Origin of the sequence: Mesorhizobium sp. M1182 (assembly GCF_040318335.1) — a bacterium.
Lineage (GTDB): Bacteria > Pseudomonadota > Alphaproteobacteria > Rhizobiales > Rhizobiaceae > Mesorhizobium.
Genome location: NZ_JAMYMD010000004.1, coordinates 16,450 through 37,824, shown reverse-complemented (window position 1 = coordinate 37,824; position 21,375 = coordinate 16,450). Strand labels below are relative to the sequence as shown.

The window sequence follows — 21,375 nt, the reverse complement described above, 5'->3', positions numbered from 1 at the left end:
ATTTATTTATGCGCACGTACGCATATGAATGCCGGCGCCAAACTCAGTTCGGCAAAATGCCTGGAGTCGACCATTTCCATCTCGGGCGCGGGAACCGGCTCGACGAAACGATCGAGCGTCCAGCCTGTGTCGGCAAGCCCGTTGAGGATATCGCCGAGCGGCCTGCGATAGGATTCGACATAGGGCTTGGGCTCCCCAAAACCTCCCCAATACATGCCCCAGCGATTCGTTTCAAAATAGGTTTTCGTCCCGCGCGTGCGCGTGTCCTGCCAGTCGCGCATTGGATGGCCCATAGAGAACACCAGCCAGCCGCCCGGGCAGGCCACGCGATGAAACTCAGCGAATACCGGCTCCAGTTTTTCGACATAGTCGAGCGCCAGCGAGCAAAGTATTCGGTCGAAACTGCCATCCGCGAGCCAGTCGAGAGCCCTTTCGAGGTTGCCAAGCCGGATATCGACATCGAGCCCAGCGCATCGCTGACGTGCCAGAGCCAGCATTTCCGGCGTAATGTCGAAGGCACTTACCCGCGCACCTGAGCCAGCCAGCTTTTCCGAGCAGATACCGGAGCCGCAACCGGCGTCCAGTATGTTCAGACCCGTCACGTCGCCCAGCAACTCCAGCGAGGCTGGCCGTTCATAAAGGGCGTTGTGCGGCTTGATCGGCGCCAGCGCGTCATAGCGCTCGGCGAAGGAAGCATAGGCACTGACTGCAACCGGATCGCTGTCGCCTTTGGCCATGACTTCCCGCTTGCGTAGAATTAGTCCGGCACGCTGGTCTGCAGGGCAAGCGCGTGCAACACGCCGCCCATATTGCCCTTCAGCGCGTCATAGACCATCTGGTGCTGCTGGACCCGGCTTTTCCCGCGAAAGCTTTCGGCCACAACCTCAGCCGCATAATGGTCGCCGTCGCCGGCCAGGTCGCGAATCGTCACCTTGGCGTCGGGAATGCCTTCCTTGATCAGCCGTTCGATGTCGTGGGCGTCCATTGCCATATGAGGATTCCTTGTTCAGGTCGTGATCTCATAGATATGGTCGAAATGGCGGATGAACCACAGGGAAAGGGCCCACTCGATCACATCACGGGTCCACGACCTCATTTGCCATGAAGCGAGGGAACCAGGATTCGTGGGCGGCGGTCAATTCGCTGACCGGTATCGCACGCGCCTCGCCCAGCTTCAGGTCGCTGCCGCCGGTCGAGCCGATCCACGGCGCAAAAACGCCGAGCTTGTTTTGTTGTTCGCGAATGGCGTCCCATTGCTCGCTCTGCGGGTCGATCGACAGCGTCAAGAGATAGCGGCCCTGGTCCTCGCCGAACCAGACGGGGATTGGATCTGTGCCGATCAGGCCGGGGATGGTCGCGCCGATGCCGGAGGCCATCGCCATCTCGGCCAGCGCTACCGCGATGCCGCCATCGGAAACGTCATGCGCCGCGGTAACGACACCGGAGGCGATCAGTGCCCGCACATGGTCGCCGACCCGCTTCTCGTGGCCGAGATCGACCGGCGGCGGCGGGCCGTCGGCGCGGCCAAAGATGTCGCGCATATAGACCGACTGGCCAAGATGCGAGCCCCATATCGTCGGCGCGCCGACCAGCACGATCATCTGGCGTTCGGCGGCAAAGCCGATGCGCACCATTTTCGACCAGTCGGCAATCAGACCGACGCCGCCGATGGTCGGTGTCGGCAGGATGCCCTGTCCGTTGGTCTCATTATAGAGGGAGACGTTGCCGGAGACGATCGGAAAGCCAAGCGCCCGGCAGGCATCGCCGATGCCTTTCACAGCACCAACCAGCTGGCCCATGATCTCCGGCCGTTCCGGATTGCCGAAATTGAGGTTGTCGGTGGCCGCGAGCGGCAGAGCGCCGGTGGCGGTAAGATTGCGCCAGCATTCGGCAACCGCCTGCTTGCCGCCCTCGTAAGGGTCGGCCTCGCAATAGCGCGGCGTCACGTCGGAGGAGAAGGCGAGCGCCTTGGTCGGGTGGCCATCGACGCGCACGACACCGGCGTCGCCGCCGGGAAGCTGCAGGGAATTACCCTGGATCAGCGTGTCGTACTGCTCCCAGACCCAGCGGCGCGAGGAAAGGTCCGGTCCGCTCAGCAGCTTGAGCAGTGCGTCGGCCACATCGGCTTGCGGTGCATCGCCGGCCAGCGGCGCCGGCTTCTTCGGCTCGACCCAGGGACGGTCATATTCCGGCGCTTGATCGCCGAGATCCTTGATCGGCAGGTTGGCGACCTCGTCGCCCTGGTGCAGCACGCGAAAGCGCAGATCGTCGGTAGTCTTGCCGACGATGGCAAAGTCGAGGCCCCATTTGTGGAAGATCGCCTCGGCCTGTTTTTCCTTTTCGGGGCGCAGCACCATCAGCATGCGCTCCTGGCTCTCCGAAAGCATCATCTCATAGGCGCTCATGCGCTCTTCACGCACCGGCACCTTGTCGAGATCGAGCTCGATGCCGAGGTCGCCCTTGGCGCCCATCTCGACCGCCGAGCAGGTGAGGCCGGCGGCACCCATGTCCTGGATGGCGATAACGGCGCCGGACGCCATCAGTTCGAGGCAGGCTTCGAGCAGGCATTTTTCGGTGAACGGATCGCCAACCTGCACGGTGGGCCGCTTCCCGTCGATCTTGTCGTCGAACTCGGCCGAGGCCATGGTGGCGCCGCCGACACCGTCGCGCCCGGTCTTGGCGCCGAGATAGACCACCGGCAGGCCAACACCCTTGGCTTCCGACAGGAAGATCGCATCAGTCTTGGCAAGCCCCGCCGCAAAGGCATTGACCAGGATGTTGCTATTGTAGCGGCCGTCGAAATTGACCTCGCCGCCGACTGTCGGCACGCCGAAGGAATTGCCATAGCCGCCGACGCCGGAAACGACACCGGCAACGAGGTGCCTGGTTTTGGGGTGGTCCGGCGCGCCGAAGCGCAGCGCGTTCATCGCCGCGATCGGCCGCGCGCCCATGGTGAAGACATCGCGCAGGATGCCGCCGACGCCGGTCGCAGCTCCCTGATAGGGCTCGATATAGGAGGGGTGGTTATGGCTCTCCATCTTGAAGACGACGCAGTCGCCGTCGCCGATGTCGACCACGCCGGCATTCTCGCCCGGGCCCTGGATGACTTGCGGCCCGGTGGTCGGCAGCGTGCGCAGCCACTTCTTCGAGGATTTGTAAGAACAATGCTCGTTCCACATCGCCGAAAAAATACCAAGTTCGGTAAAGCTCGGTTCGCGCCCGACCAGGTCGAGGATGCGCTGGTACTCGTCGGGCTTCAGCCCGTGCGCGGCAATGAGTTCAGGAGTGATCGGCACGGAATTGGAAATGGTCATGATCGGCAATTGTGTCCTTGAGATCGAGTCCCGTCTTATCGCAAGCGTCGCAGCCGATACACCCCGTTGGATGACTAAAACGATGGAAAGCAACAGCTGACCGCAAGTAGCGAAAGATCGCCACTCGACCCGCCGGTTTCAAGCCGGTTCAGGAAAAGCTGTCGTAGCCGGCGCGGCCCTCGTCCAGAAGCCGCCGGATTACCGCGACGCCGTGCGCGATATCGTCCCGCTGCCGCGGTTGCGAGATGCCAAACCGTACGCCGTGAAAGGCCTGTTCGGAACGCCCTGCCTTGAACTCGTCCTCGTCGTCGATGAGCACGCCATGTTCGAGGCAGGCCTGCTTGAAAGTGCCGGAAAGCCATGGGTCCGGCAAAGTGAGCCAGACGAACGGCACGTTATCCAGCGCCTTGAAATCGAAGCCGTCGAGTGTCTCGCGCACGATCGCGATGCGCGCACCGATCTCGGCAATGCTGCGCTTGCGCACCTCAGCGGCCTGACCGGACAGCACCAGCCGGCTGCCCACCTCCGCCAGCAGAAAGGGCAGGCCGCCCGTCATCATCTTGTGGGCAACCCGGATGCGGTGACGATAGGCCGGCGGGCAAGCGAGCCAGCCGCCGCGAACACCCGCCGCAACCGATTTCGACAGGCCGCCGGCAACGATGGTCCGTTCGGGAGCATATTCGGCCATTAAAGGCGTTGGGTCATCGGTCAGTCCGCCATAGAGATCGTCCTCGATCAGGACGACGTTATATTGACGGGCGACATGCGCGATTGCCTCGCGGCGCGATGCCGACAGCGTTGTCAGCGTCGGGTTCTTGGCCGTCGGCATCAAAAACATCATCTTCGGGTGCTTTTGTGCGCAGACGCGCTCGAAATCCTGGGGATCGATGCCCTCGTCGTCAGTCGCCACCAGTGCGGTCCGGCGACCGATCAGGCCGGCACTGCGCGAGATCTGCGAATAGGTGAGGTGCTCGAAGACGACATAGTCGCCGGGGGCGGTGAGCCCCGCAATGGTTGCCATCACCGCGGCGTGGGTGCCGAGCGTGGGAACGATGGCATCTACCGCCGGGCGATAGGAATTGCGCGACAGCCAGCGCCTGCCGGCTTCGAACCAGCGGTCCGGGAAATCACGCGTATAGCTTGAAATCTCATGCGGATGGTCTTGCGCCGTGCGTGTCAACACGTCGGCGACGATGGCACCCTGGCCGACGTCCGGTGCGGCCGTGCTATCGAAGCGCAGCTTGTCGCCAGGCGCATCCATATAGCGCGTGCCTTGTTCGACCGGCCCCAGGAAATCCGCCTTTGCGCTCTCCGACTGTTGAGCGATAACATAGGTTCCGCGGCCGACCTCGCCGCTGACCAATCCCCGCTCGCGCAGCAATTGATAGGCCCTGCCGACCGTGCCGACGGTCGTGCCGATGTCGTATGCCAGATCGCGCTGCGGCGGCAGCTTTGCCCCTGCACCGATCAAGCCGCGGTCGATGTCCGTCTCGATGGAATCGGCAAGCCGCTGATAGAGCGGGCCGGTGCGGGCGGTCAGGTCTGGAAGCCAAGTTGTCATGGTGACAATTTTTACATTGCACCGAAATGGGAGTCAATACATATGAAGCGGGCCGTACGAAAGGCACAATTGCAATCTTGGCAGAAAGAAAATGGGTACAATCGAGACAATCCGCTACGCGGCAGTTGAATTGCAGGTGCAAGTGGCGCGCCCGCCGGGCAGGCCAACCTATGTCAGTCGGGTGGTACGTACGCTCAGATCCTTCGCGAGGTGGATTGACGGGTTAATGGATCGCCGGCGCAGCCGGCTGGTCCTGCTCGAGATGACCGACACCCAGCTCAAGGACATCGGCATTTCGCGCTGCGATGCCCATCGTGAAGGTCTGAGGCCGTTCTGGGACTGATGCGTTCGAGCGCTTTAGCGGATGTCCGCCGCCCTGATCCGCGTGACACCATGGTCCACAAGCACCGCCACAATGCACAGCATCAGAAAGAGCCCGGTGATGGCCAGAGCCGAGACGGCGACGCTGGTCGCGCCGTTCTTGGCGAGATCGAGGAACGGGTAGGGCACTTCACCGGCAATCGGCGCCCGCAGCAGCGCGTAGGCCAGATAGGCGATCGGATAGATCATCCACCAGGAGATGTCGCGCCACCGCGTCGAGCCGTCGGCGCCTGCCACAAGCCACCACAGCACGAACAACACCGGCGTCACATAGTGCAGGAGCACATCGCAGAGCAGGAACAGCCCTTGCGGCTGCCAAAGCTGCGCCAGGACCGTTGCATAAACGATGAGGACCAGCGTTATGGCGACGGCTACGCCCGCCCGCATCCGTGGCGCGGCAAAGGCCGGAAACCAGGCATAACCCGTCGACGACAGCAACGAGGCATGGACGAGCACCGCGCCGATGTTGGTCAGGATGGTGAAGAAGCTGAAATAGAAGACCAGCGAGCCGGCAAAGCCGCGGCCGGCTTCCATTGATGCCGGGACGGTGATGCAGAGTTGCAGGACGAGCCCGGCCAGGCCGACGACCAGACCGGTGATCTGCAGCACGCGACCCATTGGGCTAGGCAGCAGCGCCGCAGCCCGGATTGCCCGCCTGCCAGCGGGCAATGTCCGAGCCGATGCGGGCGCCGAGCGGTTCCGCCATCAATGGGCCGAACACGTCGACGCGGCTCGAATTGCCTTGCGCCTGCACGACCAGCAACGGCTTTCCACCATAATGTTTGGCCGGCACCAGCAGGAAGCGCGGCGTGCCGCTGAACGAATTCAGCTCGTTGGCCATCTGGTACGATTTGAAGGCAGGGTCCTTGCTGGCGATCCAGCATTTGTGGGCAGCTATTGCCACCTGCTCAATGGCAAGCAGTGACGCGCTCTTGCCCGCCGGCGCCGGCGCGCTCTTCGGGCCTGACTGGCAGGAGGCGAGTACAAGACCGGCGGAAGCGGCGAGGGCGAGGCGCGTGGTCGTCGGTCTCATGTTCAAGCGGCGCCCATCTCGAGTTCGGACAGAAAGATCTTCAGACCGTCTGTCATCTCACCCCAGACGCGCGACAGCGCCGGATGCTGCAAGGCGATTTGCTCATAGGCATCGAATTTCGGATAGGCGTCAAGCAAATCGGGGCGGCCGATCGTTGTCCTGAAATTGTTGAAGACGAACCGGGTCGGCGTCAACCACGCATCGGCAAAGGAGATGTCGTCGCCGAGCGCGAACGGGCCATGCGCCATGCGGGCCTCGATTGCCGCAAGCCCGTGATGCAATCGGGCGAACTGTGCCTTGATCTCCGCCTCATTGCGCTGCGGCACGAAATAGAGTTCGAACAGCTTCATGGTCGGGGCGAGCACGTCGAGGTCGGTGATGCGGGCGAACATGCGCACCAACGCCCGGTCTTTCGTATCCTTGGGCAGCAGCGCCGGCTCGGGGAAACGCTCCTCCAGATATTCGGCAATGACTACCGATTCGACGATCGTTTCGCCGGAACCGGTGATCAGCACCGGAATCCTGTTGAGCGGCGAGATCGCACGAAATGCCTCGGGGATGGGAAACCCCGGCGGCGGTACAATGAGCTTGAGCGGCACGTTCTTGATGTAGGCCAACGCCCGCACGATCGACGAATAGGGCGACAACGGCCGCGAATAGAGTTTCATGACCGTCGCTCCAGGAGGAAAATTGAAGGCATCAAGCGGCGATGCCCAGCGCGCTTTCGAACAGCGCCCGGCCGTCGCTGCCGCCATGCGCCGCTTCGATCAGGTTCTCGGGATGCGGCATCAGGCCGAGCACATTGCCGCGGCCGTTGACGATACCGGCAATGTCGTTGATCGAGCCGTTGGGATTGGTGCCTACGGCATAGCGGAACACCACCTGGCCTTCGCCTTCGAGGCGGGCCAGCGTTTCGGCATCGGCAAAATAATTGCCGTCATGGTGCGCCACCGGCGCGCGGATGATCTGGCCCGGCTGATAGCGGCGGGTGAACATCGTGTTGGCGTTGGCGATCTGCAGCTTCACCTGACGGCAGACGAATTTCAGCGAGGTATTGCGCATCAATGCGCCCGGCAGCAGGCCGGCCTCGACCAGGATCTGGAAGCCGTTGCAGACGCCGATGACCGTGACGCCCTTGGCCGCCTTTTCGGCCACAGCCCGCATTACTGGCATGCGCGCGGCAATGGCGCCGCAGCGCAGATAATCGCCAAAGGAAAAGCCGCCGGGAATGGCGATCAGGTCGACATCGGGAATGTCGGTGTCGGTCTGCCAGACGGTGACCGGCGGCGTGCCGGAAATCTTGGTCAGCGCCGCGATCATGTCGCGGTCGCGATTGAGGCCGGGGAGCAGGACGACGGCTGATTTCACCTCAGGCGATCTCCACCGCGTAATTCTCAATCACCGTATTCGCCAGAAGCTTGTCGCACATGGCTTTCAGATCCGCTTCGGCCTTGGCCTTGTCGCTCTCGGCAAGTTCGATATCAAAAACTTTGCCTTGCCGCACCTGGCCGATGCCGCCGAAACCCATTGCGGACAGCGCATGCTCGATTGCCTTGCCTTGTGGGTCTAGCACGCCGTTCTTGAGGGTTACGGTAATGCGGGCCTTGATCACGCTGGACATGTTCCTGTTCATCTGTTGAGCGGGCAAGCCATCAGTGCGGCTTGCCTTTGACACCGTCGGTCGATGCGACGAGCACCGGCCCGGCTGGGCGCGGCGGCTCGTTCTCGTTCATGATGCCGAGTCGGCGGGCAACTTCCTGATAAGCTTCGACCAGCCCGCCCATGTCGCGGCGGAAGCGGTCCTTGTCGAGCTTGTCCTGCGTCGCCACGTCCCACAGCCGGCAGGAATCCGGCGAAATCTCGTCGGCGACGACGATGCGCATCATGTCGCCTTCGAACAGGCGGCCGCATTCGATCTTGAAATCGACCAACTGGATGCCGACGCCCATGAACAGGCCGGAAAGGAAGTCGTTGACGCGAATGGCCAGCGCCATGACATCGTCGATCTCCTGTGGGCTCGCCCAGCCGAAGGCGGTGATGTGCTCTTCCGATACCATCGGATCGTCGAGTGCATCGGCCTTGTAATAGAATTCGATGATCGAGCGCGGCAGCACGGTGCCTTCCTCGATGCCCAGGCGCTTGGCCAGCGAGCCGGCGGCGACGTTGCGCACCACCACTTCGAGCGGGATGATCTCGACTTCCTTGATCAACTGCTCGCGCATGTTGAGCCGGCGGATGAAGTGCGTCGGAATGCCCATCCGGTTGAGGTGGTTGAAGATGTGCTCGGAAATGCGGTTGTTGAGCACGCCTTTGCCATCGACGATTTCATGCTTCTTCTTGTTGAAAGCGGTAGCGTCGTCCTTGAAGAACTGGATCAGCGTGCCAGGCTCCGGTCCCTCATAAAGGATCTTGGCCTTGCCTTCATAAATGCGGCGGCGATTTTTCATCTGATTTTTCTCTGGATTTGCGGGCAGGCGGCAAGCGACCAGTTCCTGTCCGTCTGCCTAAAATAAGATGGCGACGGTGGGGTTCAATGCCGGTGTCTATCCCAATCGCACTGTTTGCTCAATCGGCAAATCCTTTCAATCAACCGCTTTCGGGCACCGAAATGCCGCAGCGCAGCAAGCAATGTAGCATATTGACCGGCCCGCGCCCTTTTGGTTTGTGCTCCGGCAACACATATTGGCACAACGAATCGGATTTCACGGAGGGATGCCATGAGCAGCATGAAAGACCGCGAAGAGGGCTTTGAGCGCAAATTCGCATTCGACGAGGAACTTCGGTTCAAGGCTGCGGCACGCCGCAACAGAGCGCTCGGCCTGTGGGCTGCCGAAAAGCTCGGCAAATCCGGCACCGATGCCGACGCTTATGCCAGGGAAGTGGTCGTCAGCGACATCGAGGAAGCCGGCGATCACGACGTTTTCCGCAAGATACGCAAGGATTTCGATGCGGCGGGCATCGACCAGTCGGACCATCAGATCCGCCGCACCATGGATGAATTGATGGCGCAGGCGATCGAGCAGATCAAGAACACCTGATTTTTCAGCCGGTACCGATCGAATGCTGGACCAATCGACCGCCCGGCCTAACCGCGCGGTTTTTCTTTGCCTTTGCGGTCATTTCCGGCTGAATTGCTGCAAGCAAAGAGGAAATCGCCAATGTCCCTGAAGTCACGCCTTGCGGTCGACGAGACGCTGTTCACCGCATGGTCCGGCGTGCCGGATGCCTTGACGGTCGAGATACTGGCCAGGCAAGGGTTCGACGCGGTTACGCTCGACATGCAGCATGGGGGCCATCACGAGGACAGCGTGCTGCGCGGGCTTGTGCCGGTGCTGGCCGCCAACAAGCCGGCTTTGGTGCGCATCCCGGTCGGCCGCTTCGACATGGCCAGCCGCGCGCTCGACTTCGGCGCCGAGGCTGTGATTGCGCCGATGGTGAATTCAGTGGCGGACGCAAAGCTGTTTGCCGCCGCCATGAAATACCCGCCGCTCGGCGAGCGCTCCTGGGGTCCCACCTATGCTTTTCCGCGCCTTGGCAAGGGCGATTATGCCGACTGGCTGCGCGACAGCAACCAGCGCACCATGGCGTTCGCCATGGTCGAAACGCGCGCCGCGCTTGATGCACTCGACGGCATTCTCGACACGCCGGGTATCGACGGGATCTTCCTCGGCCCGTCGGATTTCTCGATCGCCTGGTCGAAGGGGACCACCGTCAGTTCGACGCTGGAGAGCATGATGGAGACCGTCGCCTCGATCGCCGAGCGCACCCGCAAGGCCGGCAAGCATGCGGCGATCTATGTGATGGAACCGGCCGTTGCCGGTCGCGTGGTGTCGATGGGCTACCGGCTGCTGGCGTTGGGTTCCGAGCATTCGCTGATTTCGCTTGGGGCAAAGACCCTGCTGAGCAGCGTCAGGGATTCGATCGCTTCCTAGAGCAATTCCAGGAAAAGTGTGAAACGGTTTTCCGTCCGGAATTGCGTCAAAACAAAGAGATAGAGCGGTTCGCCGTTTCCGTGAAACGATGAACCGCTCTAGAGATCCGTCAGGAATTTCGCGAACGTCATCGAACCTTCGGGCCATGGGCCGAAGCCGGAATCCGCGTTGAGATGACCGGCATCGCCGGCGTCGATGAACAGCGAGCCCCACGCCGCGGCAATGTCCTCGGCGACGCCGAAGGCGCAGAACGGGTCGTTGCGGCTTGCGATCACCACCGACGGAAATGGCAGCGGGTCACGCGGGTAGGGGCCGAAGGTCATCAGGTGCCTCGGCTTTATCTCAGGGTTGGCGACATCGGGCGGCGCCACGAAGAAAGCGCCGGCGACCGGTCGCTCGAACCGAGGCAATGCCTGGATGACCGCGGCGACGCCAAGCGAGTGAGCGACAATGACGACCGGCCGCTCGGCCTCGTTAACCGCCTTGGCGACACCGGCCGTCCAATCCTCGCGCACCGGCTTCGACCATTCCGTCTGTTCGACGCGGCGCGCTGTCGATAGTTTCGACTGCCAGCGGCTCTGCCAATGATCGGGGCCGGAATTGGTGTAGCCCGGCACGATGAGAATATCTGCTTCCCTGACTTTCATGGCGCGCATGTAGCGAGAGGCGCTGTCGGGTGCAACCGGGTATGAACTCAACAGCGACACGCAAACGGCCTCTCATCAGCCCGGTTCTGCTCGCTATTGTGAACACCATGTTCGCTTCTTGCGCTCTTGTGTGAACGATCGCGATCGACGATCTGTCGCTGAGAAAGAATGGCTGTTCCGAGATTTTGGCACGGACACGGCGTAGAATGATTGATGGCGCCGGGTTCCTTCGTTGGAAGCTTGTCGAGCGCCGGCTGAACGGAGCACTTTGATGAGCGAACTGCCTTTTGCCGCGACGACCCCGGTCAGCGTTGCCCGTGTCGGCTTGCGGGCGCGCGATGCAGAAAATCTCGCTGCCTACTATCGCAAAGTCGTCGGTTTGCAGGAACTGACCCGCTCCGGCGGCACGATTACGCTCGGCGCAGTCAATCGCCCTTTGCTCGACATCGAAGCGGATCCGGCTGCGAAACCCGATGACCCGCGCGGCGCCGGTCTTTTCCACACCGCCTTCCTGCTACCCAGCCGGGCCGATCTCGGCCGCTGGATCAATCACGCCATCGCCGGTAAGATCGGCATCGAGGGCGCATCCGACCATCTGGTCAGCGAGGCTCTTTATCTGACCGATCCGGAAGGCAACGGCATCGAGATCTATGCCGACCGCCGCCCCCAGGATTGGAAATGGAATGGCGACAAGATCGCGATGGCGACGGAGCGGCTGAACATTCCGTCGGTCATTGCCGAAGTGCCGGCCGGTGACGCCGGCTGGCAGGGCGCGCCGGAAAACAGCATTATCGGCCACGTCCATTTGCGGGTCGGCAGGCCGGAAGAAGCCGAAGCATGGTGGCATCAGGAGTTCGGTTTCGACACAGTGGCAAAGTACGGTGGCGCGGCGGTGTTCCTGTCGTCCGGCGGCTATCATCACCACATTGGCGCAAATGCGTGGCAGAGCGCGGGCGCCGGTCGCCGCGATCCCGCCCGCTCCGGCTTGGCCTGGGTCGAGATGCGTTCGGACAATGCCGCAAGCGAGACCACCCGCGAGGATCCGTGGGGCACGGTGATAAGGACGGTTCCCGGTAAGGCGTAGGTTAGAGGTTTGCTTTTTCGAACAAGCGGCCAAGCATGAGCAGGCCCGCTGGCCATACGCCGAGGCCGGCCTCGTTTCCCATATGGCCAAGATCGCCGGCATCGGCGACATCTGCGCCCCAGGCGGCGGCAAAGGCGGTCGCCTTGTCGAAGGTGACGCGTGGGTCGCTGCGGCTCGCCACCACCAATGCCGGGAAGGGCAGGCGCTTCAGCGGCATCGGCGCGAACGGGCGCACCGCGTCGAATGAGGGATCGGTATCCTCGACATTGGTCGCGGCAACCAGGAATGCCGCCGCGACCTTGTCGAGTTGGCTTTGACTGGCGCCGGCAGCCCACTTCACCGCCGTCGCCACCGCCAGCGAATGCGCAAGCAGCACGACGCGGCGCGGTGCGGCGGCCACCGCGGCATCCAACTGGCCGATCCAGTCTTCAGGCTTCGGCCGGTCCCACTCGGCCTGCAGCACGCGGCTCGAATTGGGGAACACCCGGCACCAATGCGACATCCAATGATCCGGCCCGGAATTGCCGCGCCCGGGCAGGGCGAGGAAATCGAAATCTCCGGCCGACGAAATCATCAGGCTTCTCCAAACACTCGGCTAAAGATCGTATCGACGTGCTTGGTATGATAGCCCAAGTCGAATTTCTCGCGGATCTCGGCCTCGGGCAAGGCTGCGACAACGTCCTTGTCGGCCAAAAGTTCCTCAAGAAAATCAGCGCCTTGCTCCCACACCTTCATGGCGTTGCGCTGCACCAGCCGGTAGGCGTCCTCGCGCGAAACACCGGCTTGCGTAAGCGCCAGCAGCACGCGCTGCGAATGCACAAGGCCACGGAATTTGTTCATGTTCTTCAGCATGTTGTCGGGGTAGACGAGCAGTTTGTCGACAACGCTGGTCAGGCGTGAGAGCGCGAAATCGAGCGTCACCGTCGCGTCGGGCCCGATCATGCGCTCGACCGAGGAATGCGAGATGTCGCGTTCGTGCCAGAGCGCCACATTCTCCATTGCCGGCAATGCGAAGGAGCGCACCATGCGGGCAAGGCCGGTGAGGTTCTCGGTCAGCACCGGGTTGCGCTTGTGCGGCATCGCCGACGAGCCCTTCTGGCCGGGTGAAAAGTACTCTTCTGCTTCGAGTACCTCGGTGCGCTGCAGATGGCGCACCTCGATCGCCAGCCGCTCGATCGACGAGGCGATGACGCCGAGCGTGGCGAAGAACATCGCATGGCGGTCGCGCGGAATCACCTGCGTCGACACCGGCTCGGGCTTCAGTCCGAGTTTCTTGGCCACATATTCTTCGACATAGGGGTCGATATTGGCGAAGGTGCCGACCGCACCCGAGATGGCGCAGGTGGCGATGTCCTCGCGTGCGTGCACCAGCCGCTCGCGGCAACGCGAGAATTCGGCATAGGCCTGCGCCAGCTTGACGCCGAAGGTGGTCGGCTCGGCATGGATGCCGTGGCTGCGGCCGATGGTGATGGTGTCCTTGTGCTCGAAGGCGCGGCGCTTGAGCGCCGCAAGCAGCCCGTCAATGTCGGCCAGCAGGATGTCGCTGGCGCGGGTGAGCTGCACGGCAAAACAGGTGTCGAGAACGTCGGAGGATGTCATGCCCTGGTGGATGAAGCGGGCATCCGGCCCGACGAATTCAGCAAGATGGGTGAGAAAGGCGATGACGTCATGCTTGGTGACGCGCTCGATCTCGTCGATGGCGTCGACGTCGAACTTCGCCGCTCCGCCTTTCTCCCAGATGGTCTTGGCGGCCTCCTTCGGGATGACGCCGAGCTCGGCCAATGCGTCGCAGGCGTAGGCCTCGATCTCGAACCAATTACGGAACCGGGTTTCGGGTGACCAGATGGCCACCATTTCCGGCCGGGAGTAGCGAGGGATCATCAGTCGGTCCTGACTTGTGAGAGCATTTGCCCGCGTCCTAACAGAGGCAGGCAAAATGCTCAACGTTGCTGGCGCGCAAACCAGACACTGGCGACAGCGAGTGCAACGAAACCGAGCGGAAAATACAGCCGGATGCCGAGGACGACGAACTGATAGAGTGCCGTCAACATCGTGAACACGAACTGGAAAATCCAGGTGATGGTGAACGCAGGCGCATGCCATTGGACATAGTAGGAGCGGTATTGCAGCCCAAAGAGGCCGCCGGTGACGGCGATCGTCGCTGCGAGAAGGCAAACGAAGGCGGCAGCGAGGGCGATCTCCCAGTGGCGTCCGAGCGAGACGAGCCGCGCCAGGAGAAGCCCAATCGGGAAAGCCAGCGCACCGCCGGCAGCATAAAGCAGCGAGACGAAGCGGATCTTTGCCGGGGTCTCCCAATCGTACTGCAGCAGATTGAGCAGCGCGCTGGCGCCCATCGCTGCCGCCCACAGCAAGGCACCGGCAAATGCGGTGCGCAGCGACGGCAGAGCACGGCGGAGACGGCGCAGAGCGCGATAGCGCATGGCGGGGAACGTCACAGGCGACCGGTTACCGCGATCCAGCGATAGTCCGGCCCTTCGAAGCCGTATTGGCGCACCGCGATCAGCACGGCATAGGCGCTGAGGCTATCCAGCGAAAATGTCTGAACCGCGCCGATCTGGTAGCCATTCGGACAGCCTCTGCTTTGCGGGATCGATTTGTCCTCGTGAATGATCCTCGTCTGGCCGCCATCCTTCGCCTCGATGCGCAGCAGGCGAAAGCCGTTGATCTCGCCCTGGCTCTGGCAGCGTTCGGTGTCATTCATGCCGATCTGGTCGAGCCGGAACTCGAGCGGATCGTCGACCGGCGAGAAGATCGGGCGCGGATTGACCACCATGCGGAAGGGATCGGCAGAAAGCTCGGTCACCGGGTTGAAGCCGGCGGTGATGCCGCGATTTGCCGTGAGTTCCGCCTGACTGACGATCGCTTCGCCCCTTTGCCGGGCCTGCAGCCGCGCTGCGGCCACCGTGGCATTCTCGTCGTCGAGCCGGACACGTATCGGCGAGCCCTTCAGGAAACTGTCGTCGGCCGTGTCGATATAATAGCGTGTCGCATAGGGAAATCCCGATCCGTCCTGGACGCCGTATTCCTCGAAGGCAAAGACCCCGCCATCACTGCTGAAGCCGAGGATCTCAAGCTCGGCGACATCGCCTGCGAAGGCGGCGGCCAAAGTTGCAAGCGGGGCAAGCAGGCAGACTGCAAACAGGGCAAGATTTCGCATGGGGCTTTCCATTCCGACGGTCGACGCCCTCAAATTCCTATCACGATGCCGTCAAAAGATCGTGCTGACTGAAACACAAAGTCGATGCATCCAATCCGGCCGTCGTTTGTTATTGTCGGCAACTTCACCGCATCGTGCCTTCCGAAAATCAGGATCGATTTTCGGAAGGCGCGATGCATTGATTCAAAAATGTTTAGAGCGTCCTTTGCGCGTTCAAAGGGACGCGCGGCGCTCTAAGGGAGACCCCCAATGATTGATGCAGCCAAGATTCGCGAACGTATGGAAGTGATCGGCGCCGACGGCGTCCATGTCGGTACCGTCGACAAGGTTGACGGAGATCGCATAAAGCTGACCAAGCGCGACAGCGGCGAGGGCGCTCACAGGGGCCATCACCACTTCATTCCTCTCAGCCTTGTCGCCGAGGTCGAGGGCCAGAAGGTGCGGCTGTCGGCAAACTCGGATGTTGCGGTCACGTTCGAGGAAGAAAAATCCGAACCCACCTGATCATAATCCAGTCTGACTACGGCTCACCCGAATGAGCCTTGCGCGTTCAGCGCGACGACCAGACCGGGAACAGATCGCCCTCGGCCGGCGTCGCGGCAAAGACGCCGCGGCTGATGGCGCGTGCCATCGTGGCGCCGGCCGCGGCGTAGAGATCGACGGCATCGTTGGGTGCGAGCTCAATGCCGCTCTTGCCCGTTGCCAGCGCGAAGACCAGATCGCCGTCTGCGGGCGTGTGTGTCGGCCAAATGGCACGGACAAAGCCGTCATGTGCCGATATCGCCAGACGTTTGGCGGCGGCCTTCGTGAGTACCGCATCGGTGGCGATCACGGCGATGGTCGTGTTGGCGCCGGTTTCCGCCTGTTCTGCCGCATGCTTGTCACGGAACTTCAGCAGGACCTTTCTGGCATCGTCAGGCATCGGGTGGGGATAGCCTAACCCGCCGAACTCGTCGCCGATCTCGAACGGCGCCGCCCAGAAATGGCGGGTCCCTGCGACCGTCACCGAGCCGGTCGGGTTGACGGCGGCGAGCGCGCCGATGGTGACGCCGCTGTCCAGCACTGTCGAGGCCGAGCCGAGCCCGCCCTTCAGGCCGGAACTCAAAGCCCCGCTACCTGCGCCGGCAGTGCCGAGCGCAAAGTCTATCGCGGCGGCTTGCGCGGCTTCGTAGCCAAGGTCACGGTAAGGCGGATACCGGCCCCAATCCTTGTCGCCGCCATTGCGCAGGTCGAACAGGATCGCCGCCGGCACGATCGGCACGCGAAAGCCGCCGACCTCGACGCCGATGCCCCTTTCACGCAATGCCGCCTGCACCCCCGACGCGGCGTCGAGGCCAAAAGCCGACCCGCCCGAAAGCACCACGGCATGGATGGCGTGGATCGAATTGTGCGGCTCGAGCAGGTCGGTTTCGCGGGTGCCCGGCGCACCGCCCAGGATTTGCACGCCGGCCACGGCCGGTTCGTCGCAGATGACGGTGGTCACACCGGATTTCAGCTTGGCATTCGCCGCATTGCCGACACGCAGGCCGGCGACGTCCGTGATGAGATTGCGCGGACCCGTATGGAACATCCCTGTGCTGGACATCATTGGCTCTCCGCCGGCACGAAACGGCCGCCGTCGAAACGGAAGGCTCGATAAGGATTTTGCGTCAGGTCACCTTTTTCGTCAAAGCGGATCGGTCCGATCGCCGTGGTGAAGTCATGCGCGGTCAGCACGTTGGCCAGCCTCTCGCCGGAGCTTTGCGTCAATGCTGAAGCCGACTTGGCGATCTCGACCGCGGCATAGGCGGGCAGCGTGTAACCTTCCGGCACGATGTTTTGTCCGGCAAAGCTCTGCAGCACCTTGGGGTCGGCGACATCGGCCCATTCGGGCGGCGCGATCATCAGCGTGCCGTCGGCATAAGCCACGTCGCCGAGCGGCGCGCGCAACGCTTCGCCGCCGGCAAACACCATGCCGGTATTTAGCTGGCCAGCATCCCGGCCCATAATGGCGACATCATCGCCGTCGCCGCCGGCAAAGACATGCGTTGCGCCGGCTTTCCTAAGTCGGCCGATCAGGCCGATCTGGTTATCGAGCTGCGGCCGGAACGTGTCGACGAAAACCGGCTTCAGCGCCGCTTGCTCGGCGGCTGCCCGAAATGTCTCGGCCATTTCGCGGCCATAGATCGTACCGTCGTCGACGATGGCGAACAGCTCGGTCTGCCATAGGCGGGTGAGGATGGCAGCGACGGCATTGCGCTCGTCGTCGCCGCGCGGCCCGAGACGATAGATCGGCCATCCGGTCTTGGCGCGCCGGTCGGTCAGGCTTTCCGTGCGCACGCCGACGGTGATCACCGGTATGCCGGCATCCTTGAGGATCGGCAGAGCCGCCTCGATTGCGTCGGTGCACAAAAACCCGATGACGACGTTGACCTTGGCCGCGGTGAACTCCCGCGCGGCGGCGGCGCCACCGTCGGCCGTGCAGGCGTCATCGATCGTCCTGATCTCGGTACCGTCAGCTTCAGCCGCCATTGTCGCGCCGGCCTCGATCTGTTTGCCGAGGATCGCCGACGGCCCCGACAAAGGTGCCGCGACGCCGACCAGCAGCGTCTCGGCATTTGCACTGCAGGCGACCGAGAGCCAGGCCAGCACCGCTATCGTGGTTGTCCAAGGTCGCATGCGAGCGAAGAATTCCTCCACGCCGGTCGCGTGGTTGCCGGCGCCAATGCCGTCAAGACCTAAAGGCTGGCCAGCTTTGGCGCAACACGCGAATTCGGGATATAGGTCAAGCACTTCGCTTGTGGCCTGCAATATCCCCCCATATATAACGGTTGGTTCTGACTAGTGGAAAATCATCGGTGCTGAAGAAGAATGACATCGGGCCGCAGGCCTACCGCGACGCGATGGCCCATTTTGCTGGCCATGTGCATGTAGTCACCACCGATGGCCCTGCCGGCAGGCGCGGCGCGACGGTGATCGCGGCCTGCTCGGTGTCGGACACGCCGCCAACCATCCTGGTTTGCCTCAATCGTGAAAATCCCAAGAACGAGCCGTTCGTGGAAAACGGCAAATTTGCCCTGAACACGCTGGCTTCGGATCAGGAGCCGCTGTCGATCGCCTTTTCCGGCATTACCGGCCTGCCGGTCGAGGAGCGTTTCGCGTTGGCCGAATGGGATGTGATCTCGACCGGTGCGCCGACGCTGAAGGGCGCGCTCGCCGTCTTCGACTGCGAACTGATCGACTCCAAGGATCTGGCCACCCACCGTGTGCTTTTTGGCAAGGTTACAGGTTTGCGCATCGGCGATAATTTGCGGCCGCTGATCTATCACAACCGCGGCTACCACGCTCTGTAGAGGCTTTCAGATGGCCGCGCCCGCGAAGACAGAATGACCGAGTTGAAAACCGCGTCCGGCGCCGCGGATGATCGACGAGACGCTCGATCTGTTAACCCGTGCGGATTATGTGGCGGACCGGTCGCTGGCAACCGTGCTGTTTTTATGCGTTCGGTCGACGCGCGCCCGTGGATCAAGGCTGGCGTGAAGCGCGTCGCATAACCACATGTCTCCCAGGGAGAAAATCATGGAACGCAGTATCTATCTCGATGAGGCCCGCGACCCGCTGATCATCGCGGAGGGCTGGATGAAGGACGGCAAGGATGTCGCCATTGCCACCGTGGTCGAGACCTGGGGCTCGGCGCCGCGCCCGGTCGGCAGCCACCTGGTCATCGACGCCGAAGGCAATTTCCACGGCTCCGTCTCGGGCGGCTGCGTCGAAGGCGCCGTGGTGACCGAGGCGGTCGATGTTATCGATAGCGGCACGGCCAAAATGCTCAAATTCGGCGTCGCAGACGAGACCGCCTGGCAAGTCGGCCTGTCATGCGGCGGCCGCATCAAGGTCTATGTAGAAAGATTGGGTTGATCTCGAATGGATCCCTATGCGCTGAAGACACTCAACGCCGAACGCCGCGCCCGCCGCGCGGCAATCCTGGTCACCGATCTCGGCGACGGCCGCGACCGTGTCGTGCGCGAGGGCGACCGGGTAGCCGGCGAACTCGGGGCGGCCATCGCCAAGGCATTTCGCACGGGCAATTCCGGTTCGGTCGAAGCTGAGGGACGGACCTTCTTCCTCAACGCACATCTGCCGCAGCCGCGCCTGGTGGTGATCGGCGCCGTCCACATCAGCCAGGCGCTGGCACCGATGGCCAGGATCGCCGGCTATCCTGTCGAGATCATCGATCCGCGCACGGCCTTTGCCACGCCCGATCGTTTTCCCGATATCGCGCTGCATGCCGAATGGCCAGAGGATGTGCTGACGCGTCAGCCGCTCGATAGCTATACGGCGCTGGCTGCTCTCACCCACGATCCGAAGATCGACGATTTCCCGCTGAAGGCGGCGCTCGACGCCGGCTGCTTTTATGTCGGCGCGCTCGGCAGCCGCAAGACCCACGCCAAACGTGTGGAACGCCTGCTGGCTTCGGGAGCGACCGCCGACCAGATCGCCCGCATTCATGCCCCGATCGGCCTCGACATCGGCGCCGCCAGCCCGGCCGAGATCGCCGTCGCGGTGTTGGCGCAAGCGATCCACGCCTTTCGCTCCCGTGGCCTCGAATCCAAAGGCGCGGTCGCGTGAAATTTGGTCCCGTTGCGATCGATACGGCCGAAGGGGCAGTGCTTGCGCACGCCACCACGGTCGGAGAGCGCCGCTTCCGCAAGGCGCACAGGCTAAGCGCCGGGGATGTGTCCCTGTTGAAGGCCGCTGGCATTTCCGAGGTCGTAGCGGCGGTGTTGGCGCCCGACGATCTCAGCGAGGACCTCGCTGCCGAAAAGATCGCCGCATCCATGATCCATCGCAACATCGAGGCGAAGCCCGCCGCGACCGGCAGGGTCAACCTGCACGCGCAGGCTGCCGGCATGTTCACCGTCGACGCGGCGATGATCAACGCCATCAACGCCGTCGATCCGACGATCACCATCGCCACGCTCGCGCAGCATGCGCCGGTCGAAAAAGTTCAGATGGTAGCAACGGTGAAGATCATTCCGTTTGCGGTCGCCTCCGCTTTGGTCGATGCCGTGGTAAGGATCTGCGCCGGCGGCGAGGTGTTTGCGGTCAACGCCTATCAGCCGGTGCGCGTCGGCGTCATCCAGACGGTGCTGCCCGGCATCAAACCCAGCGTGCTCGACAAGACGCTGCGCGTCACCGAAGCGCGCCTGGCGCGTTCGGGCGGCAGGCTGACGGCGGAGCGTCGAACGCCGCATGAAATTATCCCCGTCGCCGAGGCTGCGGCCTCGCTGATCCGCGACAACGATATGGTGGTGATCTTTGGCGCCTCGGCGATGGCCGATTTCGGCGACGTCGTTCCCGCTGCGATCGAAAAGGCAGGCGGCACTGTCATCCGCGCCGGCATGCCGGTCGATCCCGGCAATCTACTGGTGCTCGGCACACTCGGCGGCAAGCGCATCATCGGTGCGCCGGGCTGCGCCCGCAGTCCCAAGGAGAACGGCTTCGACTGGGTGCTCGACCGGCTGATCGCCGGTCTCGACGTGACCGCCAGGGATATTGCCGGCATGGGTGTCGGCGGGCTGTTGATGGAAATTCCGACGCGGCCGCAACCGCGCGAGCCGTTGCCGGCCAAAGCCGAACCAAAGATCGAGATCGTGCTTCTGGCCGCTGGCCGCTCCAGCCGCATGGGCGGGCCGAACAAGCTCTTGGCACTGTTCGATGGCAAGCCCCTGGTCCGCCGCACCGCCGAACGCGCGGTCGGTTCGAAAGCCGCGGCCACCATCGTCGTCACCGGCCACCAGAGCGAGCGCGTGCGCAGTGCACTGTCTGGCCTCGATGTGACCCTCGCCGACAATCCGGATTTCGGCGAGGGTCTGTCTTCGTCGCTGAAGGCCGGCATCGCCAAGATTTCCGGCGACGCCGCCGGCGCCATGATTGTCCTCGGCGATATGCCCGGCGTCGCCTCGGCCGACCTCGACAGGCTGATCGAGGCGTTCCGCAAGTCCGAAGGGCGATCGGTGGTGCGCGCCGCTCATGATGGCCGGCGCGGCAACCCGGTGCTGCTGCCGCGCTCGCTGTTCGCCGCGATCGCTCACCTCGAAGGCGATACCGGTGCCCGCCATCTGGTCGAGGCCGAAGGGCTCGACGTCATCGATGTCGAGATCGGCGAAGGGGCAGCCGTCGATGTCGACACGCGCGAGGCGCTGGAAAGCGCCGGCGGCGTGCTGCAGGATTGACAAACCGAAGCCGAAAAACGCATGGCTGCG

The 21,375-nt window shown here is 62.9% G+C and carries 26 protein-coding genes and 1 pseudogene; 10 read left to right on the top strand and 17 right to left on the bottom strand.

The annotated features are described in order from the left end of the window. Window positions 1-2 precede the first annotated feature (2 nt). The 4 genes from NKH33_RS07205 to NKH33_RS07190 form a co-directional block, all read right to left on the bottom strand. Window positions 3-737, bottom strand: coding sequence for a class I SAM-dependent methyltransferase (locus NKH33_RS07205; RefSeq protein ID WP_352541435.1), 735 nt, complete (start codon window positions 735-737; stop codon window positions 3-5). A gap of 20 nt (window positions 738-757) precedes the next feature. Further along, window positions 758-991, bottom strand: a complete 234-nt coding sequence (locus NKH33_RS07200; RefSeq protein ID WP_023674714.1) for a BolA/IbaG family iron-sulfur metabolism protein — start codon at window positions 989-991, stop codon at window positions 758-760. Window positions 992-1,076: 85 nt separating this feature from the next. After that, window positions 1,077-3,314, bottom strand: a complete 2,238-nt coding sequence (purL, locus tag NKH33_RS07195; protein WP_352918660.1) for a phosphoribosylformylglycinamidine synthase subunit PurL — start codon at window positions 3,312-3,314, stop codon at window positions 1,077-1,079. A 148-nt stretch (window positions 3,315-3,462) separates the two neighbouring features. Then, on the bottom strand, window positions 3,463-4,875 hold the full coding sequence (locus NKH33_RS07190; protein WP_352918658.1) for an aminotransferase-like domain-containing protein: 1,413 nt from the start codon (window positions 4,873-4,875) through the stop codon (window positions 3,463-3,465). 91 nt (window positions 4,876-4,966) lie between these two features. On the opposite strand from NKH33_RS07190, the gene NKH33_RS07185 reads away from it, so the two are divergent. Beyond that, window positions 4,967-5,218, top strand: a complete 252-nt coding sequence (locus tag NKH33_RS07185) for a DUF1127 domain-containing protein (RefSeq protein ID WP_352918657.1) — start codon at window positions 4,967-4,969, stop codon at window positions 5,216-5,218. A 14-nt stretch (window positions 5,219-5,232) separates the two neighbouring features. On the opposite strand, the gene NKH33_RS07180 is transcribed toward NKH33_RS07185, so the two are convergent. Genes NKH33_RS07180 through purC form a run of 6 tightly spaced genes read right to left on the bottom strand, consistent with a single transcriptional unit; the run spans window position 5,233 to window position 8,736 of the window. Beyond that, complete coding sequence (locus NKH33_RS07180) at window positions 5,233-5,874, bottom strand: Pr6Pr family membrane protein (protein WP_352745675.1); 642 nt, start codon at window positions 5,872-5,874, stop codon at window positions 5,233-5,235. Between the two features lie 4 nt (window positions 5,875-5,878). Continuing rightward, window positions 5,879-6,289, bottom strand: coding sequence for a hypothetical protein (locus NKH33_RS07175; RefSeq protein ID WP_352918655.1), 411 nt, complete (start codon window positions 6,287-6,289; stop codon window positions 5,879-5,881). Window positions 6,290-6,291: 2 nt separating this feature from the next. Beyond that, window positions 6,292-6,957, bottom strand: a complete 666-nt coding sequence (locus NKH33_RS07170) for a glutathione S-transferase family protein (RefSeq protein ID WP_352918653.1) — start codon at window positions 6,955-6,957, stop codon at window positions 6,292-6,294. A 31-nt stretch (window positions 6,958-6,988) separates the two neighbouring features. Next, entirely contained in the window at window positions 6,989-7,657 is a 669-nt protein-coding gene (gene purQ / locus NKH33_RS07165; protein WP_352836305.1) for a phosphoribosylformylglycinamidine synthase subunit PurQ, read from the bottom strand. Between the two features lies 1 nt (window position 7,658). Further along, window positions 7,659-7,901, bottom strand: coding sequence for a phosphoribosylformylglycinamidine synthase subunit PurS (gene purS / locus NKH33_RS07160; RefSeq protein WP_352541430.1), 243 nt, complete (start codon window positions 7,899-7,901; stop codon window positions 7,659-7,661). Between the two features lie 40 nt (window positions 7,902-7,941). After that, window positions 7,942-8,736 carry a phosphoribosylaminoimidazolesuccinocarboxamide synthase gene (gene purC, locus NKH33_RS07155; protein WP_023674725.1) on the bottom strand — a complete coding sequence of 265 codons (795 nt, stop codon included), beginning with the start codon at window positions 8,734-8,736 and terminating at the stop codon, window positions 7,942-7,944. A gap of 270 nt (window positions 8,737-9,006) precedes the next feature. Between purC and NKH33_RS07150 the strand changes: the two genes are divergently transcribed. Further along, window positions 9,007-9,327, top strand: coding sequence for a DUF1476 domain-containing protein (locus NKH33_RS07150; RefSeq protein ID WP_254817651.1), 321 nt, complete (start codon window positions 9,007-9,009; stop codon window positions 9,325-9,327). Window positions 9,328-9,447: 120 nt separating this feature from the next. Then, a complete protein-coding gene (locus tag NKH33_RS07145; RefSeq protein WP_352918652.1) occupies window positions 9,448-10,221 on the top strand; it encodes an HpcH/HpaI aldolase family protein in 774 nt (257 codons plus the stop codon). A 98-nt stretch (window positions 10,222-10,319) separates the two neighbouring features. Here NKH33_RS07145 and NKH33_RS07140 read toward each other — a convergent pair whose 3' ends face one another. After that, complete coding sequence (locus NKH33_RS07140) at window positions 10,320-10,868, bottom strand: RBBP9/YdeN family alpha/beta hydrolase (protein ID WP_352474656.1); 549 nt, start codon at window positions 10,866-10,868, stop codon at window positions 10,320-10,322. Between the two features lie 271 nt (window positions 10,869-11,139). Here NKH33_RS07140 and NKH33_RS07135 point away from each other — a divergent pair, with 271 nt between their 5' ends. Then, window positions 11,140-11,952: a VOC family protein gene (locus NKH33_RS07135; protein WP_352918650.1), complete on the top strand. Its 813-nt coding sequence runs from the start codon at window positions 11,140-11,142 to the stop codon at window positions 11,950-11,952. 1 nt (window position 11,953) lies between these two features. On the opposite strand, the gene NKH33_RS07130 is transcribed toward NKH33_RS07135, so the two are convergent. From NKH33_RS07130 to NKH33_RS07115, 4 genes are read right to left on the bottom strand one after another with little or no spacing between them, the layout of a single operon-like run. Beyond that, window positions 11,954-12,526, bottom strand: a complete 573-nt coding sequence (locus NKH33_RS07130; protein ID WP_352872475.1) for an RBBP9/YdeN family alpha/beta hydrolase — start codon at window positions 12,524-12,526, stop codon at window positions 11,954-11,956. Then, window positions 12,526-13,833 (bottom strand): adenylosuccinate lyase, encoded by a 1,308-nt coding sequence (gene purB / locus NKH33_RS07125; RefSeq protein WP_352918648.1) that lies wholly within the window; start codon window positions 13,831-13,833, stop codon window positions 12,526-12,528. Before purB ends, NKH33_RS07130 begins: the two co-directional genes overlap by 1 nt. A gap of 59 nt (window positions 13,834-13,892) precedes the next feature. Continuing rightward, window positions 13,893-14,393 carry a hypothetical protein gene (locus NKH33_RS07120; protein WP_352836807.1) on the bottom strand — a complete coding sequence of 167 codons (501 nt, stop codon included), beginning with the start codon at window positions 14,391-14,393 and terminating at the stop codon, window positions 13,893-13,895. A gap of 11 nt (window positions 14,394-14,404) precedes the next feature. Then, window positions 14,405-15,130 carry a DUF2259 domain-containing protein gene (locus NKH33_RS07115; protein ID WP_352501595.1) on the bottom strand — a complete coding sequence of 242 codons (726 nt, stop codon included), beginning with the start codon at window positions 15,128-15,130 and terminating at the stop codon, window positions 14,405-14,407. 249 nt (window positions 15,131-15,379) lie between these two features. On the opposite strand from NKH33_RS07115, the gene NKH33_RS07110 reads away from it, so the two are divergent. After that, window positions 15,380-15,634: a DUF2171 domain-containing protein gene (locus NKH33_RS07110; protein WP_352474015.1), complete on the top strand. Its 255-nt coding sequence runs from the start codon at window positions 15,380-15,382 to the stop codon at window positions 15,632-15,634. A 46-nt stretch (window positions 15,635-15,680) separates the two neighbouring features. Here the strand turns inward: NKH33_RS07110 and NKH33_RS07105 are convergent, their stop codons facing one another. Both NKH33_RS07105 and NKH33_RS07100 read right to left on the bottom strand, forming a co-directional pair. Next, a complete protein-coding gene (locus tag NKH33_RS07105) occupies window positions 15,681-16,700 on the bottom strand; it encodes a P1 family peptidase (protein WP_352474065.1) in 1,020 nt (339 codons plus the stop codon). Between the two features lie 14 nt (window positions 16,701-16,714). Then, window positions 16,715-17,788 carry a branched-chain amino acid ABC transporter substrate-binding protein gene (locus NKH33_RS07100; RefSeq protein ID WP_352918646.1) on the bottom strand — a complete coding sequence of 358 codons (1,074 nt, stop codon included), beginning with the start codon at window positions 17,786-17,788 and terminating at the stop codon, window positions 16,715-16,717. 179 nt (window positions 17,789-17,967) lie between these two features. Here NKH33_RS07100 and NKH33_RS07095 point away from each other — a divergent pair, with 179 nt between their 5' ends. From NKH33_RS07095 to NKH33_RS07080, 5 genes and pseudogenes are all read left to right on the top strand, one after another. Continuing rightward, window positions 17,968-18,462 (top strand): flavin reductase, encoded by a 495-nt coding sequence (locus tag NKH33_RS07095; protein ID WP_023674737.1) that lies wholly within the window; start codon window positions 17,968-17,970, stop codon window positions 18,460-18,462. Between the two features lie 33 nt (window positions 18,463-18,495). Then, a pseudogene (locus NKH33_RS33220) lies at window positions 18,496-18,625 on the top strand (AAA family ATPase); the annotation flags it as partial. A gap of 63 nt (window positions 18,626-18,688) precedes the next feature. Then, a complete protein-coding gene (locus NKH33_RS07090) occupies window positions 18,689-19,027 on the top strand; it encodes an XdhC family protein (RefSeq protein WP_352918644.1) in 339 nt (112 codons plus the stop codon). Between the two features lie 6 nt (window positions 19,028-19,033). Further along, complete coding sequence (locus NKH33_RS07085) at window positions 19,034-19,738, top strand: XdhC family protein (RefSeq protein WP_352918643.1); 705 nt, start codon at window positions 19,034-19,036, stop codon at window positions 19,736-19,738. Next, window positions 19,735-21,345, top strand: coding sequence for an NTP transferase domain-containing protein (locus NKH33_RS07080; protein WP_352918642.1), 1,611 nt, complete (start codon window positions 19,735-19,737; stop codon window positions 21,343-21,345). Before NKH33_RS07085 ends, NKH33_RS07080 begins: the two co-directional genes overlap by 4 nt. Window positions 21,346-21,375 lie beyond the last annotated feature (30 nt).